The 20,588-nt window shown below is 72.0% G+C and carries 20 protein-coding genes; 14 read left to right on the top strand and 6 right to left on the bottom strand.

Features of this window, described 5'->3' with window-relative positions; all coding sequences use genetic code 11:
- Positions 1-27 precede the first annotated feature (27 nt).
- Positions 28-2,097 (bottom strand): DNA helicase RecQ, encoded by a 2,070-nt coding sequence (gene recQ / locus IF00_RS0102905; RefSeq protein WP_030313852.1) that lies wholly within the window; start codon positions 2,095-2,097, stop codon positions 28-30.
- A gap of 213 nt (positions 2,098-2,310) precedes the next feature.
- Between recQ and IF00_RS0102900 the strand changes: the two genes are divergently transcribed.
- Positions 2,311-2,562 (top strand): EF-hand domain-containing protein, encoded by a 252-nt coding sequence (locus IF00_RS0102900; RefSeq protein ID WP_030313851.1) that lies wholly within the window; start codon positions 2,311-2,313, stop codon positions 2,560-2,562.
- Positions 2,563-2,640: 78 nt separating this feature from the next.
- Here IF00_RS0102900 and IF00_RS0102895 read toward each other — a convergent pair whose 3' ends face one another.
- Positions 2,641-2,934, bottom strand: coding sequence for a hypothetical protein (locus IF00_RS0102895; RefSeq protein WP_030313850.1), 294 nt, complete (start codon positions 2,932-2,934; stop codon positions 2,641-2,643).
- A gap of 206 nt (positions 2,935-3,140) precedes the next feature.
- Between IF00_RS0102895 and IF00_RS0102890 the strand changes: the two genes are divergently transcribed.
- Positions 3,141-3,869, top strand: a complete 729-nt coding sequence (locus IF00_RS0102890) for a YoaK family protein (protein ID WP_030313849.1) — start codon at positions 3,141-3,143, stop codon at positions 3,867-3,869.
- Here the strand turns inward: IF00_RS0102890 and IF00_RS0102885 are convergent.
- Entirely contained in the window at positions 3,859-4,404 is a 546-nt protein-coding gene (locus IF00_RS0102885; protein WP_051819727.1) for a carboxymuconolactone decarboxylase family protein, read from the bottom strand. The two genes, IF00_RS0102890 and IF00_RS0102885, sit on opposite strands and share 11 nt — an antisense overlap.
- A gap of 113 nt (positions 4,405-4,517) precedes the next feature.
- Here IF00_RS0102885 and IF00_RS0102880 point away from each other — a divergent pair, with 113 nt between their 5' ends.
- Entirely contained in the window at positions 4,518-5,441 is a 924-nt protein-coding gene (locus IF00_RS0102880) for a pirin family protein (RefSeq protein WP_030313846.1), read from the top strand.
- Positions 5,442-5,516: 75 nt separating this feature from the next.
- Positions 5,517-5,861, top strand: coding sequence for a GNAT family N-acetyltransferase (locus tag IF00_RS46745; protein ID WP_030313844.1), 345 nt, complete (start codon positions 5,517-5,519; stop codon positions 5,859-5,861).
- A gap of 73 nt (positions 5,862-5,934) precedes the next feature.
- Here IF00_RS46745 and IF00_RS0102870 read toward each other — a convergent pair whose 3' ends face one another.
- A complete protein-coding gene (locus IF00_RS0102870; protein ID WP_030313842.1) occupies positions 5,935-6,732 on the bottom strand; it encodes a VOC family protein in 798 nt (265 codons plus the stop codon).
- Positions 6,733-6,907: 175 nt separating this feature from the next.
- Between IF00_RS0102870 and IF00_RS0102865 the strand changes: the two genes are divergently transcribed.
- The 5 genes from IF00_RS0102865 (at position 6,908) to IF00_RS0102850 (ending at position 9,190) form a co-directional block, all read left to right on the top strand.
- On the top strand, positions 6,908-7,255 hold the full coding sequence (locus IF00_RS0102865; protein WP_030313841.1) for an ArsR/SmtB family transcription factor: 348 nt from the start codon (positions 6,908-6,910) through the stop codon (positions 7,253-7,255).
- Positions 7,256-7,299: 44 nt separating this feature from the next.
- Complete coding sequence (locus IF00_RS0102860) at positions 7,300-7,716, top strand: SRPBCC family protein (protein WP_030313839.1); 417 nt, start codon at positions 7,300-7,302, stop codon at positions 7,714-7,716.
- A 164-nt stretch (positions 7,717-7,880) separates the two neighbouring features.
- Entirely contained in the window at positions 7,881-8,066 is a 186-nt protein-coding gene (locus IF00_RS46740; RefSeq protein ID WP_051819723.1) for a hypothetical protein, read from the top strand.
- 17 nt (positions 8,067-8,083) lie between these two features.
- The gene (locus tag IF00_RS0102855; RefSeq protein ID WP_051819722.1) at positions 8,084-8,755 is read left to right on the top strand and encodes a cation:proton antiporter domain-containing protein; all 672 of its coding nucleotides are present in this window, start codon (positions 8,084-8,086) and stop codon (positions 8,753-8,755) included.
- A gap of 141 nt (positions 8,756-8,896) precedes the next feature.
- On the top strand, positions 8,897-9,190 hold the full coding sequence (locus IF00_RS0102850) for a hypothetical protein (protein ID WP_425338253.1): 294 nt from the start codon (positions 8,897-8,899) through the stop codon (positions 9,188-9,190).
- Positions 9,191-9,462: 272 nt separating this feature from the next.
- On the opposite strand, the gene IF00_RS0102845 is transcribed toward IF00_RS0102850, so the two are convergent.
- Positions 9,463-10,287, bottom strand: a complete 825-nt coding sequence (locus tag IF00_RS0102845) for a class I SAM-dependent methyltransferase (protein ID WP_030313831.1) — start codon at positions 10,285-10,287, stop codon at positions 9,463-9,465.
- A gap of 545 nt (positions 10,288-10,832) precedes the next feature.
- Here IF00_RS0102845 and IF00_RS0102835 point away from each other — a divergent pair.
- Entirely contained in the window at positions 10,833-12,047 is a 1,215-nt protein-coding gene (locus tag IF00_RS0102835) for a glycoside hydrolase family 64 protein (protein WP_051819721.1), read from the top strand.
- 156 nt (positions 12,048-12,203) lie between these two features.
- On the opposite strand, the gene IF00_RS0102830 is transcribed toward IF00_RS0102835, so the two are convergent.
- The gene (locus IF00_RS0102830; protein WP_030313824.1) at positions 12,204-12,950 is read right to left on the bottom strand and encodes an SDR family oxidoreductase; all 747 of its coding nucleotides are present in this window, start codon (positions 12,948-12,950) and stop codon (positions 12,204-12,206) included.
- A gap of 111 nt (positions 12,951-13,061) precedes the next feature.
- On the opposite strand from IF00_RS0102830, the gene IF00_RS0102825 reads away from it, so the two are divergent.
- The 4 genes from IF00_RS0102825 (at position 13,062) to IF00_RS0102810 (ending at position 20,254) form a co-directional block, all read left to right on the top strand.
- A complete protein-coding gene (locus IF00_RS0102825) occupies positions 13,062-13,592 on the top strand; it encodes an RrF2 family transcriptional regulator (RefSeq protein WP_051819719.1) in 531 nt (176 codons plus the stop codon).
- Between the two features lie 281 nt (positions 13,593-13,873).
- On the top strand, positions 13,874-15,115 hold the full coding sequence (locus tag IF00_RS0102820) for a serine hydrolase domain-containing protein (protein ID WP_051819717.1): 1,242 nt from the start codon (positions 13,874-13,876) through the stop codon (positions 15,113-15,115).
- 478 nt (positions 15,116-15,593) lie between these two features.
- Positions 15,594-18,875: a S8 family peptidase gene (locus tag IF00_RS0102815; RefSeq protein WP_078944509.1), complete on the top strand. Its 3,282-nt coding sequence runs from the start codon at positions 15,594-15,596 to the stop codon at positions 18,873-18,875.
- 368 nt (positions 18,876-19,243) lie between these two features.
- Positions 19,244-20,254: a glutathione S-transferase family protein gene (locus IF00_RS0102810; protein WP_030313811.1), complete on the top strand. Its 1,011-nt coding sequence runs from the start codon at positions 19,244-19,246 to the stop codon at positions 20,252-20,254.
- Positions 20,255-20,588 lie beyond the last annotated feature (334 nt).

The following is a 20,588-nucleotide window of genomic DNA, read 5'->3' as shown; positions in this document are numbered from 1 at the left end:
GCGCGGAAGGGGGCGGAAGCAGTCGGCCTAACGCCAGTCGTCGTAGGGCGGAGGCGGCTCCTCCGCCCCGTCCAGGTCGTAGGGCGGCTCCTCGTCGTACGGAGCCTCGTGCTCCGGCGCGGAGGGCGCCGAAGGAACGGACCGCTCGGACCGCGCGACGGGCACGGCCGGGGCGGCCGCACCGGCGGGCGCGGCAGCGGGTGCCGCACCGGACCCGGCTCCCGGCGCGGTGGCCGCGGCGCCGGCCCCGCTCTCCGCCAGCGCCTCCAGCACACCCTCGGCGTACTTCGCCAGCTTGGCCTCGCCGACTCCGCCGATGACGCCCAGCTCCTCGACCGTCGCGGGGAGCTGTGTCGCGATCTCCCGCAGCGTGGCGTCGTGGAAGACGACGTACGCCGGGACGCCCTGCTCGCGCGCCGTCGCGGCCCGCCAGGCGCGCAGCGCCTCGAAGACCGGCACGGCGGCCGCCGGGAGGTCGACCGGCACGCGGGCGCCCTTCCCGGAGCGTCCGCCGGACTCCTTGCGGGAGGCGGCCGCCGGGGCCTTCTCCTTGCGCATGGTGACGGTGCGGCGCCCACCGAGCACCTCACCGCTCTCCTCCGTGAGCACGAGCGTGCCGTAGTCGCCCTCCACCGCGAGGAGCCCCAGCGCGAGGAGCTGCCGCACGCCCCCGCGCCACTCGGCGGTACCCAGGTCCGAGCCGACGCCGAACACGGAGAGGCCGTCGTGGTCGAACTGGATGACCTTGGCCGTCTTCTTGCCCTGGAGGATGTCGATGATCTGTCCGGCGCCGAACTTCTGGCGCCGTTCCTTGGCAAGCCGCCACACGGTGGACAGCAGCTTCTGCGCGGCGACGGTGCCGTCCCAGGACTCGGCGGGGGTCAGGCAGGTGTCGCAGTTGCCGCAGGGCTGACCGGACTGGCCGAAGTAGGCGAGGAGGCGCACGCGGCGGCAGTCGACCGTCTCGCAGAGCGCGAGCATGGCCTCCAGGTGCATGGCGAGGGCGCGGCGGTGCTGCTCGTCGCCCTCGGATCCGTCGATCATCTTGCGCTGCTGGACGACGTCCTGGAGGCCGTACGCCAGCCAGGCGGTGGCGGGCTCGCCGTCGCGGCCGGCGCGGCCGGTCTCCTGGTAGTAGCCCTCGACGGACTTGGGCAGGTCGAGGTGGGCCACGAAGCGCACGTCGGGCTTGTCGATGCCCATGCCGAAGGCGATGGTCGCCACCACGACGACTCCGTCCTCCCGGAGGAAGCGGGCCTGGTTCGCCGCGCGCGCACGGGCGTCCATTCCGGCGTGGTAGGGGACGGCGTCGATGCCGTTCTCCACGAGGAGGGCGGCGGTCTTCTCCACCGAGGCGCGGGACAGGCAGTAGACGACTCCGGCGTCCCCGTCGTGCTCGGTCCTGATCAGTTCGAGCAGCTGCTTGTGCGGGCTGTTCTTCGGGACGATGCGGTACTGGATGTTAGGCCGGTCGAAGCCGGCGACGAAGTGCCGGGCGTCCTCCAGACCGAGCCGCGCGGCGATCTCCTTGTGGGTGGCCTCGGTGGCCGTGGCGGTCAGCGCGATCCGCGGCACCTTGGGCCAGCGCTCGTGGAGCATGGACAGCGCGAGGTAGTCGGGCCGGAAGTCGTGGCCCCACTGGGCGACACAGTGCGCCTCGTCGATGGCGAAGAGCGACACCTTGCCCCGGTCGAGGAGCCGCTGGGTGCCCTCGGTGCGGAGACGCTCGGGAGCCAGATAGAGCAGATCGAGCTCGTCGGCGAGGAAGGCCTGCTCGACCGCCTGCCGCTCGTACGGATCCTGGGTCGAATTCAGGAATCCGGCCCGCACCCCGAGGGCCCTGAGCGCGTCCACCTGGTCCTGCATGAGGGCGATCAGCGGCGAGATCACGACGCCGGTGCCGTCTCTGACGAGGGCGGGGATCTGGTAGCAGAGCGACTTTCCGCCGCCGGTCGGCATCAGCACGAGGGCGTCGCCCCCGTCGACGACCTGCTCGATGATCTCCTGCTGCTCGCCTCGGAAGGAGCTGTAACCGAAGACGCGGTGGAGCACCTGCGCTGCCTCGGAGATCACGGCGGAACCGTCGGAAAGGACCATTCACCCACCCTATCGGCCGCCACGGACACCCCGGCCGCACCGCGGAAACCTGTGGACAACCTCTCGTCCCCGCTCTCGCACACCGGGCCCGCACCGCGCGATTGGGCTCGATGACGAGCCCCCAGGCAACGCGGGGGGCGAACCCTGCGTCCTTCTGCACAGGGACGCATCGGCCGACGCACCAGCCACGGCCACAGGGAAGCAGGACACATCATGAGTGACAAGGCCCGTACTCTCTTCGACGCGCTCGATCTCGACCATGACGGGAGCCTGACGCGCATCGAGGTCATCAACGCGCTGCGGGCCAAGGGCCCGACCCTGGCCGCGCAGGGCGTGATACCGGCGTGGGGCGTGGGGAACGACGACGACGCCTCGGCCCTGTTCGACCAGGCCGACCAGAACGGTGACCGCGTCCTGTCGTTCGAGGAGTTCGCCGCTCTGGTCGACCGCCGCTTCGGCTGGTGACACCGGGCCTCGGCCGCACAGGAGAAAACCGGCACCGCGCCGTCCGCGCGATGCCGGTTCGTCCGCCCGGAGGAAGGGTCAGGAGATCTCGGGCAGCAGCCCGGTGACCGGCGCGGCCAGGTCGGTGAGCTGGTGGAGCTGGTTCACCTCCTGCACCCGGCTGAGGCCGACGAGCTGATCCGCGATGCCGGGGAACTGCCCCTTGGACTCCTCGGGAATCCCGGTCGTGGCGAGCGCGTCGAGTTCGGTGACCGGGTTGATCGGCGGGCCGAGCGGGCTGGTGGTGGCGACGGCCTGCGCCGCGGACGCGCCGAGGCACGAGAAGGCGGCGGCGACGGCGAGAACTGAGGAAATGCGTCGTGTAGAGATCACACCCTCACAACGCCCGGCTCCGCCGACGGACACGGCCGCACCCCGCCCACACCGCCCGTTGGCACCACCGGCGCGGTGCGGCCGCGCCGCGGCGAGCGGACCCGTTCCGGCGTGGCGACGCACCGGATGGGGAGCGAATCGGTGTACGCCACAGGAGGGCTTCGGAACCTGGCCGCGGTCCCCGTCGCGGAAGGAGCGCCCGAGGGATGCGCAAGCTGCTGGTCGACTTCGCCCACACGCTGGTGCCGCCCAAGGGGGACCGGGACGGGCCTCTGCCGCCGCTCATGCTGACGCTGACCGTGGTCACCGGGCTGGTGGACGCGGTGAGCTTCCTGGGGCTCGGGCAGGTCTTCGTGGCCAACATGACCGGCAACGTGGCACTCCTGGGCTTCGCCCTCGCTGGCGCCGAGGGCCTGTCCGCGCCCGCCACGCTCGTGTCCCTGGCCTCGTTCCTCGTCGGCGCGGTGGCCGGTGGCCGGTTCGGCGCCCGGTTCGCCGCGCACCGCGGGCGGCTGCTCGCCTCGTCGCTCGCCCTGCAGGCGGTGCTCGTCGCGGCGGCGCTCGCCACCGCCCTCGCGGCGCGCGACAGCGTGGGCACGCCGGGCCGGTACACCCTGATCGTCGCCCTCGGCCTCGCCATGGGGATGCAGACCGCGGTGGCCCGGCGCATCGGCGTGCCGGACCTGACCACGACCGTACTGACCCAGACGCTGACCGGACTGGCCTCCGACCCCGCCCCGGCCGGTGGCGACGGCCCCCGGCCCGGTCGGCGGATCCTGTCCGTCCTCGCGCTGGTCCTCGGCGCCCTCGTCGGCGCCCTGCTCCTCGACGCCGGGCTCGCGGTCGTCCTGGGGGTGGCCCTCGCCCTGCTGGTGGTGGCCGCCGTCGTCACGAGACGTCTGGCGGCCACCGACGCGGTGTGGGTCAGGCCGTAGCGTCGACCGGGAGCGGGGCGGAGACGGGGACAGCGGCGGGGGCCGCGTCGCGTACCGGATGACGGCTCAGGATCGACACACGATTGAACGCGTTGATGGTGATGGCCACCCAGATCACCGCCGAGATCTCCTCGTCGTTCAGGACCGCGCGGGCCGCGCCGTACGCCCGTTCCTGCGCGAGGCCGTCCGCCGGGGCGGTCGTGGCCTCCGCCAGGGCGAGGGCCGCGCGTTCCCGTGCGGTGAAGAGCTCGGTGTCCCGCCAGGCGGGGAGCACGCCGAGGCGCCGGGTCGTCTCGCCGGCCCGGAGCGCGGCCCTGGTGTGGACGTCGAGGCAGTAGGCGCAGCCGTTGATCTGCGACACGCGGAGGTTGACCAGCTCGACCAGGATCCGGTCGAGCCCCGCCTCGGCGGCGGTCGCGCGGACGGCGTCGGCGGTGTGGACCAGCGCCCGGTAGACCGCGGGGCTCTGCTTGTCGAGGTAGACCCGTCGGCCGTCCGTCGTGCCGTTCGCGTCGTCGTTCACGTCGTTCACCATGCGCTCCTTCGAGGAATCCGTGCGCGTCACGGGTTCTGGGGCTATGATCATCCATAGTTGTTGAAAACAAAACTATATTCGCTGGATCGAGAACGGATGGAGAGGGGTCGGGCATGAGCGACACGGAGGTCGAGATTCTCTCCGCGCGGGACGTCCCGCTGGGCGGGCCGCGCGCCATGACCGTACGGCGCACCCTGCCCCAGCGGTCCCGGACCCTGATCGGCGCCTGGTGCTTCGCCGACCACTACGGCCCCGACCGGGTCGCCGAGTCCGGCGGCATGGACGTCGCACCCCACCCGCACACCGGACTGCAGACCGTGAGCTGGCTCTTCAGCGGGGAGATCGAGCACCGTGACAGCCTGGGCAGCCACGCGTTCGTACGGCCCGGGGAACTGAACCTCATGACCGGCGGCCACGGCATCAGCCACACCGAGGTCTCCACCCCCGGCACCACCGTCCTGCACGGGGTGCAGCTGTGGGTGGCACTGCCCGACGAACACCGCCACGCCGACCGCGACTTCCAGCACCACGCCCCGCAGCCGGTGCGGCTCGACGGCGCGGAACTCCGGGCGTTCCTCGGCTCGCTCGCCGGCGAGACCTCCCCCGTACGCACCTTCACCCCCCTGCTCGGCGCCGAGCTCCTCCTCGACCCCGGCGCCACGGTCGTCCTTCCCGTCGACCCTGCCCACGAGCACGGTCTGCTCGTCGACGAAGGAGACGTCCGGTTCTCCGGAACCCTCCTCCGCCCCGCCGAACTGGGATACGTCGACACCGGACACGAGGCCCTGACCCTGACGAACGAGTCCGACCGCCGCGCGCGGGCGGTCCTCATCGGCGGTACGCCGTTCGGCGAGGAGATCGTCATGTGGTGGAACTTCATCGGCCGCAGCAACCAGGACATCGTCGAGGCCAGGGAGGCATGGGAGCGCGCCTCCGACCGCTTCGGACACGTCGACGGCTACCCGGGCGACCGCCTCCCCGCCCCGGCCCTGCCGAACGCCGCCCTCACTCCCCGCGGAAACCCGCTCCGCGCCTGATCCACGCACCGCCGCACCTCGCGCAACCCCCAGACCCCACGGACCGTACGCACCCTTCGACCCGAAAGGCACATCATGAGCGAGCAGGCAGCAACCACCCCCGTCGTCCGCCACGTCGACCCCCGCCACCGCTACGAGATCCTGGTCGACGACCAGCGCGCGGGCCTCACGGCGTACCGCGACCGCGACGACCGGCGCGTCTTCTTCCACACCGAGATCGACGACGCCTACGCGGGCCGGGGACTCGCCTCGATCCTGGTCGAGCAGGCGCTGACCGACGTGCGCGCCTCCGGAATGCGGATCGTGCCGGTCTGCCCGTACGTGGCCAAGTTCCTGAAGAAGCACGAGGAGTTCGCCGACATCACCGACCCGGTGACGCCGGAGGTCCTGACGTGGCTGGAGGGCCGATTGGCCCACTGACCCCGGGGTCACGGCTCCGGCGACTCCCTGCCGGGCCCCACTGCTTCCGGACCCTCGGCCCCGGCCCCGCCGTTCAGCCGGCGGGCGGGGCCAGGACGACGAAATCGGCGTTCGACGGGTCGAGGCAGACGGCGAGCCGCCCGACACCCTCCGCGTCGTCCGGCCCCATCTGCACGTTGCCGCCGTTCGCGGTGACCCTGGCGACCGCGGCGTCGCAGTCGGTGACGGCGAAGACGGGGTGCCAGTACGGCCGGCCGTGCGCGAGGGCGAGGTCCGCCTCGCTCACCTGCATGAGGCCGCCGTGCATGCGCTCCTCGGGCAGTCCGGCGGGGGTGATGATCGTGTACATGCCCTCCCCGCCGGGCATCGGCATGTCGCTGTACTGCCAGCCGAAGACACTGCCGTAGAACTGCTTCGCCGCCGCGGCGTCGCTCGTGTACAGCTCGGTCCAGGACAGCGAGCCCGGCGTGTCGACCTGCTCGACGCCCTTGTTCGAACCCGGCTGCCAGACGGCGAACTGACCGCCCAGCGGGTCGCTGTACTGCGCCATCCGACCCCACTCGTCGAGGTCCGTCGGCGCGACGCGCACGGTGCCGCCGGCCTCCTCCACGGCCCGGGTCGTGGCGTCCGCGTCGGCGACGCTGTAGTAGATCATCCAGGCCGAACGCGCGCCCTCCTCGGTGAGCTTGCCCAGACCGGCCACGATCTGTCCGTCGTTCCGGAACATCCCGCCCTCCATGCCCTCCCCCTCCCCCATGGACTCGTAGTCCCACCCGAGCGCACCGCCGTAGAAGGCCGCGGCGGCCGGGACGTCGGGGGCGCCGAGGTCGAGCCAGCAAGGGGAGCCGGGGACGAAGTCCGTGGTGATCATGGCGAAGGCCTTTCACGGTTCTGGGGACGCCGGGTACGCCCTCAGCCTTGCACCGGACACGACCCCTCGCGCGCCGACGGATCCACGCCGGCGACACCCCCGCCGTCCCCTCCGCACCCTCTCGACACGTCGGAAGAAGTTGACGCGTCGGAGATCTCCGACACATTCTGTCGGCATGCCAACCGTCGACGTCTACAGCGCGCTGGCCAATCCGGTCCGGCGCGGACTGCTCGAAGGGCTGATCGATGGACCACGCCCGGCCGGCGAGCTGGCAGGGGCGTTCTCCCTCAGCCGTCCGGCCGTCTCCGAGCACCTCGCCGTGCTCAAGAGGGCCGGGCTGGTGCACGAGGAGCCCCGCGGGCGCCATCGCTACTACCACCTGCGGCCGGAGCCGCTCGCCGAGGTGGGCGACTGGCTCCACCCGTTCGAGCACTACTGGCGCGCCCGCATGGGCGCCCTGCGTGACGTACTGGACGAGATCAGCGACAGCGACAGCGACAAAGCTGACAGCGGCGCGAGCTGACAGCGGCGCGAGCTGACAGCGACAAGAACCGAGGACGAATCTCCATGACCGCCGAACTCCGGACCATCCACTGCGACCAGTTCATCGCCCACCCGCCCCAGGCCGTCTGGCGGGCGCTCACCGACCCCGAGCTGCACGCGCACTGGTGGGCCGCCGGGGACGTCCGTGCCGAGGTGGGGCACCGGTTCACCCTGGACATGGGGCAGTGGGGCCACCAGGAGTGCGAGGTGCTCGCCGTGGAGCCGGAGCGGCTCCTCAGCTACAGCTTCGCGCCGGGAACCCTCGACACCACCGTCACCTGGCGGCTCGAGGCCGAGGGGACCGGTACGCGGCTCTTCCTCGACCACGCCGGGTTCGACCTCGACTCACCGCTCGGCAAGGCCGCTTTCGAGGGAATGGGGCGCGGCTGGCCCGGCCTGCTGAGGCGAATCGAGCCCGCGCTGGACGCCGCCGCACGGTAGACCGGCCGGCGGAACCCACCGCCGGGACGCCGCGACGGCCGCGGAGGCCGGGCGGCCGCCCTGCCTCGAAGCGACACCGGTGTGGGGGTGCCGGACCGGGGACCGCGGCGGTCACCTGATGGGGCGGCTGACCTCATCCGTCGTCCCCGCTCCTGCGAGTCGCCGTGATCGCCGTTCTCGTCCTGCTGTCCCTGCTCTTCGTGTGGACGCTCGTATCGGACCGGCCGGCCCGGTGGAGCATCACCGCGCCCCTCACCTTCGCGCTGGTCGGCGTCGTACCGAGCGGCGGCGACGACCCGCTCGCCCCGCTCGAGGTGGACACCCACGCGTTCCAGCGGGCCACGTCCTGAAGGGCGCCGGGTACGCGATGCTCGCCGGAACCGTACTGGGCTACCTGGGCGCCTTCCTGATGCGGCGCGCCCTGGAGTCCGGCCGGGCCAGACCCGCCGGCCTGCGCGTGTCCGCCCCGGCCCTGCCGTTCCTGGCCTACGCCGCCTCCGTACTGATCGACGGCAACGGCTTCGTCGCGGCCTCCGTCGCCGGCCTGTGGTTCGCCGGCACCGCATCCGAACTCGGTGAACACACCCTCGACCTGGTGTACGACATCAGTCACCTGCTGGCCCTGGCCGTGTGGTTCACCTTCGGCACGGTGGTCGCGGAGGAGTTCTCGAACGGCATCACCCCTCAGGTCGTCGGCTACGCGGCGCTCGTCCTGACCGTCGCCCGGCTCGTACCGGTGGCGGCCGCGCTCACGGGCACCGTGTTCACCTGGGCCGAGCGCGGCGCGGTCGGCCGGCTCGGCTCTCGCGGGGTCACGTCGATCGTCTTCGCGACCCTCGCCTACACCCAGCTCCAGGGCGACGACGCGGCCTTCGTCGTCAACGCGACGGCCGCGACCGTGCTGCTCAGCGTGATCCTGCACGGTCTCACGGCGGAACCCGTCGCCCGCTGGTTCGCCCGCAACCCCCAGCCCGGCACGCCTCCCGTCCCGGCGCCTCCCACCCCCGCGGAACCCTCACCCGCGGAACCCGCACCCTGAGAGCGACGGCCGGTGCCGACCGCGCCCGTCGAGTGGTCGCGGCGGAGGGGAAGGAGGACGCTGGAACTGAGCGCGTCCGGGTGTCGAGGGCGTAGCCGGCGGCACGCCGGCCCGGTCGGGAGAGGCAGCGACATCATGCGCATGCTCCTGAAGGTTCAGATGGACACCCCGGCCTCGAACGAGGCCATCCGAGCAGGCATGCTGCGGAAGATCGTGGAGGAGACCCTCCAGGAGCTCCGTCCCGAAGCGGCCTACTTCACGGTCGAGAACGGCTGCCGGACGGGGTACCTGTTCTTCGACATGGCCGATCCGTCGATGATGCCGAAGATCTCGGAGCCCTTCTTCCTCAAGCTCAACGCCAAGGTCCACTACTCGCCGGTCATGAACCCCGAAGACCTGGCCAAGGGCCTGGACGCGATCACCCCCGGCGGGTAAGCATGCGGGCCGGCCGCGCGGCGGCCGCGACTCGCCCCGGTGCGGGCAGGACGACTCGCCCCGGTGCGAGTGGGAGGGGCGAACGTCCTGACGACCGGGGCGAGAGCGGGCCCGAGTCCCGCACCCGACACCGAACGGCCCGATGACCGCACCAGGGACTCGACCGCACGGCGGCGGCGAGCGAGACCTGCTCGACCCAGGTACCGCTTTCCGCAAGGGTGTTCACCGTCGCAGACCCCCGGCGGGCACCCGCGACCGCGGCGGTTCGACGACTACGGGCTCTCCCCCGGCTTCCGGCCCCAGGCCGTGAGCATGCCTGCCGACAGCGCGGCGCATTCGTCGGATCCCAGGTACCGGATCGCCGCGTCGACGGCCGCGTCGTCGACCAGACCGGTCGCCAGCATCGGCGCCCTGCTCCGCTCCCACGTGTCCGCCCAGAACCGGCTGATCGGACTCCCCGCCAGCAGCGGCGGCACATGGATCTCGGCTGCTACGGGCACGAGGCCCGCACCGCGCAGCAGCTGCGGGTACGCGGGCACCTGGGAGACGTCGGTGCCGATGGTCTCCCCCAGCGCCTGCCATATCGCCCGCATCACCGTGGCGTACGGAGTGCCGGGCGCCCGGTCGCTCGTCAGGTCCACCGCGTCGCTCAGCACCAACAACCCGCCAGGTTCCACGAGTTCGGCCAGGCGTCTGATCACACGGTCGCGCTCGGGGAGATGCATGAGCACGAAGCGCGCGTGGACGAGACGGAACCGTCCGGGGTCGAAGTCCGGGTCGGTGACATCGGCCTCGATGACGTCGAGGCCGGTCACGGGACGCTCGACGAGAAAACGCACGTCGCGGTCCACGGCGAGCACGCCCGTCACCCCGGCCTCGTCGAGCAGCCGACGGGAGACGGTGCCCGTGCCGGCGCCCACGTCGAGACACCGCCACCCCGGACCGACCCCGAGCGCACGGAATCGCGCCATGGTGATGTCGTCGTAGGCGAGTGCGCCGAAGTCGATGCGCTCACCCTCGCCCGCCCGTTCGGGAGGGAACACGGCCTCGCCGTAACGGCCTTCACCCGGCGCGCCCCCGCGCGGGGCGGTGGTCACGCCGTCACCGGAGCGACGAGACGGGCGTCGGACTCGACGCGCTCCGGCGCCCGGTCGGCAAGGCGCGGGAACAGGGGGTCCTCGAACAATGTCATGACCGGATCTCTTCAGGCGGTGGGGCGATTCCAGGGCGGCCTGGAGGCGTCGCCGGCATCCCGGACACCGACACCGCGGCCACCCCCCGTCGATCCTCCACGGACCAGCGCGCATGCGGCCGAGGCGCGCCGGTCCTGCGCCGATCGGGCGCCTCGAAGCCACCTCGAAGCCCGGCCACCCCGAAGCCGGCCATCACACAGCCCGCCACCCCGAAGCCCGCCACCCCGAAGCCGGCCAACGCGAAGCCGGCCAACGCGAAGTCGCCTTAAAGCTGCCTTAAGGCCGCCTCAAGCCACCTCGAAGCCGCTGCCGCTCCGCCCGCGACCATTGACAGGTCCAGCTCATTCTCACCATTGTTGAGAGCGCTCTCACGCCGCTCAGGCCTCAAAGCCCGCCCATCCACCCACGGATTCCCCCCACACGGAGTCCCCACCTCCGAGGAGCCCCACGTGTCCGCACACCGCCGGCGCAGGCACAGCCGCGCCGCACTCGTGACCCTGGCCGCCGCCGCGTCGATCGGCACGGTCGTCACCGTCGCCGGCCCGTCCGACACCGTCGAGGCCGCCGTCCCCGCCACCATTCCGCTCACCTTCACGAACAACTCCGGCCGCGGCGACCAGGTCTACGTCTACAACCTCGGCACCGAGCTCTCGACGGGCAGGCAGGGCTGGGCCGACGCGAACGGCACCTTCCACCCCTGGCCGGCCGGCGGCTCCGTCCCCGTTCCCGCGCCGGACGCCGCCATCGCCGGTCCCGCCAACGGCGGGTCGATGACGATCCGGCTGCCGAAGTTCTCGGGCCGGATCTACTTCAGCTACGGACAGAAGCTGGTGTTCAAGGTGGCGACGGGCGGCCTCGTGCAGCCCGCGGTCCAGAACCCGAGCGACCCCAACAGGAACATCCTCTTCAACTGGTCCGAGTACACGCTCAACGACGCGGGCATCTGGATCAACAGCACCCAGGTCGACATGGTCTCCGCGCCCTACGCCGTCGGCGTGAAGCGCCCCGACGGCACCGTCGCGAACACGGGCCGCCTCAAGCCCGGTGGCTACCGGGGCTTCTACGACGCCCTGCGCGGCCAGCCCGGCGGCTGGGCCAACCTCATCCAGACCCGCGCCGACGGCACCGTGCTGCGCGCCCTGGCCCCGGGTCACGGCATCGAGGCCGGCGCACTGCCCTCGGGGGTGATGAACGACTACATCAACCGCGTCTGGACCAAGTACGCCTCGTCGACCCTGACCGTGACGCCGTTCGCGAACCAGCCCTCCGTGAAGTACTTCGGCCGGGTCTCCGGAAACGTCATGAACTTCACCAACACGTCCGGCGCCGTCGTCACCTCGTTCCAGAAGCCCGACTCCGACAGCGTCTTCGGCTGCTACAAGCACCTCGACGCCCCCAACGACCAGGTGCGCGGCCCCATCTCCCGTACGCTCTGCGCAGGTTTCAACCGCTCCACCCTGCTGACGAACCCGAACCAGCCGGACACGTCGTCGGCGGACTTCTACAAGGACGCGGTGACCAACCACTACTCCCGCAAGATCCATGCCCAGATGGCCGACGGCAAGGCGTACGGCTTCGCCTTCGACGACGTCGGCGCGCACGAGTCGCTGGTGCACGACGGCAACCCGCAGCAGGCGTACGTGACGCTCGACCCGTTCAACTAGGACGGGGCGGGCGGAACCGCCGGCCCACCGAACCGGGACCGCACCACACCGGCGGACTGCCGAGCCGCCACGCCGGCGGACCGTCGGCCCGTCGACCCCACCGGCGGGTCGACGGGACCGGCCGCCCTTCGACCGGGCGGCGGACGGCGGGGGCGATCAGGCGGCGAGGGAGGTGCTCAGCCAGTCGCGGTAGTGGGTGGGGGCCAGGCGCGCGCCCGGCCCGGGAGTGAGGACGTCGCCACGGACGGCCGCGAACATGCCCGCCCGGTCGTCGACGACGACGGAACGGTCGTCACCGCGGGCGGCCAGGGTGATCCGGCCGATCTCGTCCAGCGCGAGGAAGTCGGGTCCGGCGACGTCGAGCGTGCCGTTCAGCGGCTCCCCGACGGCGACGTCGGCGAGGGCGGCGGCCACGTCCGCGGACGCGATCGGCTGCAACGGGGTGGCGGGGAGGCGGACTTCCCCGTCGGTCGCCGTCCAGGACATCACGGCGTCCATGAACTCGAAGAACTGGGTGGCGCGGACGATCGAGTACGGGGTGGGGCCGTCGCGCAGCAGGTCCTCCTGGAGCACCTTGGCCCGGTAGTAGTCCAGGTCGGGCACCTGGTCGACGCCGACGATCGACAGCGCGACCTGATGGCGTACGCCCGCGCGCTCACCCGCGCCGACCAGGTTGCCCACGGTGGTGCGGAAGAAGCCGAGCGACTGGTCGTCGAAGGTCGGGGAGTTGCTGACGTTGACGACCGTGTGGGCGCCGGCGAGCGCCTCGTCCAGGCCTGCGCCGGTGAGCAGGTCGACCCCCGAGGAGAGGGAGGCCGCGACCACGTCGTGGCCGGCCTTCTGGAGCAGGGCGACGACCTGGGTGCCGATGAGGCCGGTGCCGCCGATGACGGTGATCTTCATGGTGTGCCTTCCCTCGTGGGCCCGGCGGGGCCCCCTGGAGCGCAAACTCGGATACCCGATGTCCGAGATGATACTCGGATAGTATGTGTCCGAGTCAAACGGGGAGGCGCCATGAAACTGTCCGGTGGTGTGGAGTGGGCGCTCCACTGCTGTGTGGTGCTCACGGCCGCGAGCCGACCGGTGCCGGCGGCCCGCCTCGCGCAGCTGCACGACGTGTCGCCGAGCTACCTGGCCAAGCAGATGCAGGCACTGTCGCGGGCCGGTCTCGTGCGCTCCGTGCAGGGGAAGACCGGCGGATACGTGCTGACCAGAGAGGCCGCCGAGATCACCCTGCTCGACGTCGTGCAGGCCGTCGACGGGCCCGATCCGGCGTTCGTCTGCACCGAGATCCGGCAGCGCGGACCGCTGGCGACCCCACCGGAGAAGTGCACCAGGGCCTGCCCCATCGCCCGCGCGATGGGAGCCGCGGAAGCCGCGTGGAGGGCCTCACTCGCGGGCACCACGATCGCCGATCTCGTCGCGACGGTGGAGGGCGAGAGCGGGCCGGAGGCGCTCCCGGGTGTCGGCTCCTGGCTGACGGCCGGCGCGGACGCGACCACGGGCGCGGACGCACCCGCGGGCACCGACACCCCCCGGACCTGAGGCGGGGGACGCAGGCGGAGACCACAGTCCCTCCCGTCCGCCGGGCAGACCGTCCGCCGGGCAGGTCAACCACCGGGCAGACCGTCCGGGCGATGGCCATCCTCCGGGCAGACCGCCCGCCGGGCCGACCAGCCTCCGGGCAGACCATCCGCCGCGCAGACCGCCCGCACGAGGGCCATCCTCCGGGCAGACCGCCCGCGCGCGGGCCTGACGGGTGACATTGGTGCGGGTCGGCGGCTCCTCCGCCCCCGAGCGGGTATGCCCCGGCCAATACTCCCGCCATGAGATCAGCCCGTTCCCCCTTCCGGTCCCGCCTCGCCGCGGTCACCGCGGTCACCGCGGTCACCGCGCTCCTCGCGCTCGGCTCTCCCGTCACGGCCGTGGGCGACCCCGCCGGCGGCGGCCACGACCGCCGTCCCTGCGTCGCCTCGCGGCTTCCCGACCGCGGCCCGGCGCGCGACGTCCTCCGGATCGCCGAGCGGGCCAAGGCGGAGATGGGCCTCAAGTCCGTGATCGTGCGGGTCACGGCCGCCGACCGCGAGATCGTCACCACCGCGCTCGGCGAGTCGATGACGGGCGTGCCGGCCGCCCCCGCCATGCACTTCCGGAACGGCAACATCGCGATCAGCTACATGGGCACCGCGCTGCTGCGCCTGGTCGACCAGGGCGCGGTCCGTCTCGACGACCCGGTGTCCCGCTGGCTGCCCGACCTCAAGGGCGGCGACAGGATCACTCTGCGGATGCTCGCGGCCTCCACCACCGGGCTCGTCGACTACGTCACCGCCGCCGGGTTCGGCGAGAGCGTCTACGCGAACCCGTTCCGCCAGTGGACGGCCAGGGAACTGGTCGCCATCTCGACGAGCCGTCCGCGGTGGTACGAGCCGGGCACCAACTGGAGTTACTCGCACGCGAACTTCGTCCTGCTCGGCACCGCCCTGGAGAAGATCACCGGCACCCGCCTCGACGTCCTGCTCCGGCACGAGGTCCTGCGCCCCCTCGGACTGCGCGAGACCCGCAACAGCTTCACTCCCGAGATCCCCGAGCCCGTCCTGCACGCCTTCACCGCCGACCGGGGGACGTACGAGGAGTCCACCTTCTGGAACCCCTCGTGGACCACGGCCCCCGGCGCGGTGCAGACCACCGACATCTGCGACCTGGCCCGCTCGGCCGCCGGCATCGGCTCGGGAGAACTGGTGTCCCCGGCCTCGTACCGGGAACTCCTGAACCCGGGAACGGTCGGCCTGGGCCACCCGACCAAGACGTGCCCCGCGACGGTCTGCCTCCCGAACACCGAAGCCACCCACTACGGCATGGGCGTGCTGATCCTGGGCGACTGGATCGCGCAGCACCCGCTGTTCTTCGGCTACTCCGCCTCCCAGGCCTACCTCCCGGCGAAGCGCCTGGCCATCGCCGTCTCGACCACGAACGGCCCCACCGCCCAGGCCGGCCACAGCGCCCACACCATCGCCCAGCGCATCGCCGCGACCCTCGCCCCGGACCACCCGATCCCCGACTTCGGCTGACCGCACCGCACCGCGTCGACCGCTCCACCCGGCGACCGCGCGGCGCCGGCCGGGTCCCGTGCCCTGGGGGAAGTCCTTTCCCCCGGGGTGCGGATACGGCCAAGGGGAGGGAGGCGCTCCGACCGCGCGTGCGGTGGTGTCCGGAAGGTCGGCGGGGACTGCGAAGCGGAGGGGGCGGGGGCCCCGCTGTCGCACAAGGATCGTCCGGCCGTCACGGTGCCGTCACGGAGCCGTCGTGGCCCCATCGCACTCGGGGCCTTCCCGCTGGCCGGAAACCACGCCGCCCAATCCCCCACGCCCGCACCGCCGTTGATCAGCTCACATACTGCGCTGACCGGTTGGCGGGCGTCGTTGCGTCCCGGCCGGAACCGACCGATCGACCTCATCCCGAGCTCCTGGGGGAGACTTGCGCCCACATGTGAAGAGAGCACGCGCCTTCACCATCGCAGCGGCCACATCCGTGGCCCTGGTGGCAGGCATGACCGGCCCCGCCACGGCCACACCCGACACCGCGCGCCCCGGCGGCGACCAGCGGATCCCGCTCGTCACCGGCGACCGCGTGGTGGTGAACGCCGAGGGCCGGATGGTGGGCTTCGAGCCCGCCCGAGGCCGTGAGCACATACCCGTACAGGTGCAGCGCACCGAGCACCGCACGCTGGTCGTGCCCAGCGACGCCCAGCGCCTGATAGCCGCCGGCAAGCTGGACCAGCGGCTCTTCGACCTCGACGTGCTCACCGACACGCGGCTGCGCGAGAGCCATCGGGACGGGCTCAAGCTGATCGTGCAGTACGAGGGGGGCGCCGGCGCCGCGCGGGCCGAGGTGCGCGCGGCCGGCGACACCCAGGTACGGCGGACGTTCCCGACCCTCGACGCGGACGCCGTCCGTACCTCCCCGGACGACGTCGCCAAAGTGTGGGAGGCGCTGACCGACCGCCGGAGCAGCGGCCTGCGGGCCACCGCATCCGGCATCGGCAAGGTGTGGCTGGACGGGGTGCGGGCCGCGAGCCTGGACCGCAGCGTCCGGCAGATCGGCGCCGACAAGGCGTGGGCGTCCGGGTACGACGGCACCGGCGTCAAGATCGCCGTCCTCGACACCGGCGTCGACAAGACCCATGACGACCTCAGCGCCCAGGTCGTCGGCGAGAAGAACTTCTCGTCCTCCGCCGACGCCGTGGACCGCGTCGGACACGGCACCCACGTCGCCTCGATCGCCGTGGGCACGGGCGCCAAGTCCGGCGGCCGGTTCAGGGGCGTCGCCCCCGGTGCCAAGGTGATCAGCGGCAAGGTCCTCGACGACAACGGCTTCGGTGACGACTCCGCCGTCCTCGCCGGCATGGAGTGGGCCGCCGCCGAGGGCGCCGACGTGGTCAACCTCAGCCTCGGCGGCCCCGACAGCCCCGGCGTCGACCCGCTGGAGGCGGCGGTCGACCGGCTGTCCGCCGAGAAGGGGATCCTGTTCGCCATAGCCGCGGGCAACGAGGGCGAGGACGGCGCCTCGACGGTGGGCTCGCCGGGAAGCGCGGACGCCGCGCTGACCGTCGGCGCCGTCGACAAGGACGACCGCCTCGCGGCCTTCTCCAGCACCGGCCCGCGCGTCGGTGACGGCGGCGTCAAGCCGGACGTGACCGCGCCCGGCGTGGCCATCGCCGCGGCCGCCGCGGCGGGCAGCGCGATCGACCTGCGCCCCGGCACCCCGCACCCCGCTCCGGGATATCTGCAGCTGGACGGCACCTCCATGGCCACCCCGCACGTCGCGGGCGCGGCGGCGATCCTGAAGCAGCGTCATCCGGACTGGAAGTCCACCGAGCTCAAGGGCGCGCTGACCGCATCCACCAAGGGTGGCGCCTACACCGCCTTCCAGCAGGGCTCCGGCCGCGTCCAGGTCGACAGGGCACTGGCCCAGAGCGTCGTCGCCGAACCGGTGTCGCTGAACTTCGGCACGGCGCGGTGGCCGCACGCCGACGACCGGCCCCTCACCCGTAAGGTCGCCTACCGCAACCTCGGGGCCACCGACGTCACCCTCGACCTGTCGGTCGCCACGCTCGACCCGAAGGGCGAGCCGGCCCCGGCCGGATTCCTCACGCTCGGCGCCGACAAGGTGACCGTGCCCGCCGGCGGCCGGGCCGAGGTCGACCTGACCGCCGACACCCGGATCGGCGACGCCGACGGCAGCTACTCCGGCTACGTCACCGCCACCGCCGCGGGCCAGTCCGTCCGCACGGCCGCGGTGGCCGTCCGCGAGGCGGAGTCGTACGACGTCACGGTCCGGGCCGTCGGCCGCGACGGGGCCGACGCCCAGAACTTCGACAGCTCGCTGATCGGCGTCGGCGGCCCCGCCGCCGGCTTCATGATCCGTATCGGCAACGAGCCGGGCAGCCACACCGTCCGGGTCCCCAAGGGCACGTACACCTTCAACACGGCCGTCTACCAGGACCCGTCGGACTACACCAAGGGCACCGACTGGATCGCCCAGCCGAAGCTGGAGATCTCCGGCGACACCACCGTCACCGCCGACGCACGCACCACCAGGCCGGTGGACCTCACCGTGCCAGGCATCGACTCGGTGGACTCCGGAGGCACGTACTACGAGCTCGGCGGCACCGACATCGGCCGCGTCGGCAACGGCTGGGTCCTCCGGAGCTTCACCGGCTTCCGCACCGCCCACCTGGGTCCGGCCGTCACCGACGGCTCACTGTTGCAGACCTGGGACGCGCACTTCCTCAAGGACGCCACCAGCCAGTACTCGGTGGCCTTCGGCGGCCCGACCAGCAAGGTCTCGACCGGCTACACCAAGCACGTGAAGGCGAACGAGCTGGCCACGCTCAAGGTCGGCCTCGGCGCCTCCGCCCCCGGGAAGTCCGCCGTCGTCTCCCCCTTCGCCCGCATCCCGGGCGCACCCGAGGGCAACGGCTTCTTCGACCTGCAGCCGGCGCCGGGCACACGCACCTTCTACGTCTCCACCGCCGACGACGTCGAGTGGCTCACCAGGTTCGACCAGGTGGGAGAGCCCGACACGTGGGGCTACCCGACCTTCGAGGGCAGCTGGGAGATGGCCCGGCCGAAGCGTTACGAAGCCGGTCGGACGTACCGGGAGACCTTCGGCACGGGCGTCTTCGGCCCGCTCCTCGGCGGGAACGCGGGCGTGTTCCGCACCGCTCCCGACCCGGCGACGGGAGAGCAGCGGCTCGTCGGCTCGCTGCCGCTGTTCGCCGACGGCAAGGGACACTCGGGGTACTCCCCGTCCACCTCGGCCACGTCGACGCTGTACCGCGACGGCGTCAAGGTCGCCGAGAACGAGGACCCGCTGACCGGTTCGGAGCCCTTCACGGTCGACGGCTCCGACGCCGAGTACCGGCTGGTGACCTCCGTGGAGCGTTCGGCGCAGCTCGCCGCCGCCTCCACGCGGGTCGACACCGGCTTCACGTTCCGCTCGAAGCAGGTCACGGCCACCACCGCGCTGCCGGTGTCCACGGTCCGTTTCTCCGCCCCCGTCGACCTCACCTCGCGCGCTCCGGAGCACGCTCCGGTCGTCGTCCCGGTGACCGTGCAGGGCTCCGCGGCCGGCAGGAATCTCAAGTCTCTTGACATCTCCGTGAGTTACGACAACGGGAAGACCTGGCAGCGCGTGCCGGTCCGGAACGGCGCGATCTTCGTGAAGAGTCCGGCGAAGGACAGCGGGATCTCACTCTCCGCCGTGGTCAAGGACAAGCAGGGCAACACGTCGACGCTGACCGTCCACAACGCGTGGATCGGCAAGTGACGCCGCCCTGCCGACCGTTGCCCGCGTGACAGTGCTCAACCGCTGCACCGCGTGACACCGTTCCCAGGCGTTCACGTCTGACGGCGCCACCACCCTCGGGTGGTGGCGCCGTCAGACGTGATGCGGCGGGCGTAGTACGGGCCGGCGCGGGTACCCGCCTGTACACGGCCGATGGCAGATCTCCTCATGAGGGGCGGTAGGCGGCCGCCGGGCTCACCCGCTCCCCCTGGCGAGGGAGCCGGACGCCCTGGTGCGGGACCCTCATGAGCCGAGATGAACCGGCATGCGGGGCGCAGGGAGCCCGTGCGCGACGAAGCCGTCGGCCTGACGACGGCTCCCGGACCGAGGCACGACGAAGGGTCGGAACGATGACCGGCAGCGGCTCCTACGAGCGTGACCGCACGTACATCACGACCCGGATCACGGCCGACGGGCGGGACGGCTATCCCGTGGAACCCGGGCGCTACCGCCTGGTCATCGCCCGGGCGTGCCCGTGGGCGAACCGGAGCGCCATCGTCCGACGCCTGATGGGCCTGGAGGACGTGCTCTCGATGGGGATCGCCGGGCCCCTCCACGACGAGCGCAGTTGGTCCTTCCATCTCGACCCGGGCGGGCGGGACCCCGTCCTCGGCATCGAAAGGCTGGAGGAGGCGTTCCACCGGCGCGAACCCGGCTATCCGAGCGGCATCACCGTGCCCGCGATCGTCGACATCCCCACCGGCCGGGTGGTGACCAACGACTTCGAGCGGATCACGCTCGACCTGGGCAGCGAGTGGGCGGCCCATCAGCGGGACGGCGCACCGGACCTCTATCCGGAAAGGTGGCGCGACGAAATCGACGACGTGGCCGACAAGGTGTACCGGGACATCAACGACGGCGTCTACCGATGCGGTTTCGCCGGCAGCCAGGAGGCGTACGACGAGGCGTACCGACGCCTGTGGGAACGGCTGGACTGGCTGGAGGAACGTCTCGGCGGCCGGCGCTATCTGGTCGGCGACACCGTCACCGAGGCCGACATCCGTCTCTTCCCGACCCTCGTGCGCTTCGACGCCGTCTATCACGGCCACTTCAAGTGCAACCGGCAGAAGCTGACCGAGCTCCCCGCCCTGTGGGGCTACGCACGGGACCTGTTCCAGACGCCCGGCTTCGGTGACACGATCGACTTCGCGCAGATCAAGGCCCACTACTACGTGGTCCATCACGACATCAATCCGACCGGGATCATCCCCCGGGGCCCGGACCCGGGCGGCTGGCTCTCGCCGCACGGGCGGGAGCAGCTCGGTGGCCGCCCGTTCGGCGACGGCACCCCGCCCGCACCACCGCCCGCGTCGGAGCGCGTGCCGCCGCTCGCCCCGGACGCCGTGGCACGACGGGGGTGACGTCCGGCGCCTCCCGGCCCGGACAAGACCCTTTCCGTCGATATCGCTATCGATGTTTAAAGTCGAAGCGACGGCGCAGAAGAAACATGCAGACGTCGAAAGTCACGAAGGAATCCATTCCTGGACGACACGACTTCCCAGAACTCTGCGGCCGGGAGGAGATATCCGTGAAATTCGGCGCGGGCCGCCGCAGCCGCAGACGGGGCAGACACCGGGTCCTCGCCCGGTGGACACCGCGGGCCCTCGTCCGCCGAAGCCTGGTGCGATTGACGAAATGGGAGCTCCACCTGATGGCATGGGGCGTGCGGATGACATTCCGACGGGCCTTCCATGC

Source organism: Streptomyces flavochromogenes (genome assembly GCF_000717595.1).
Classification (GTDB): Bacteria; Actinomycetota; Actinomycetes; order Streptomycetales; family Streptomycetaceae; genus Streptomyces; species Streptomyces flavochromogenes.
The sequence above is the reverse complement of the archived record's forward strand: the minus strand, read 5'-3'. Positions and strand labels throughout refer to the sequence as shown.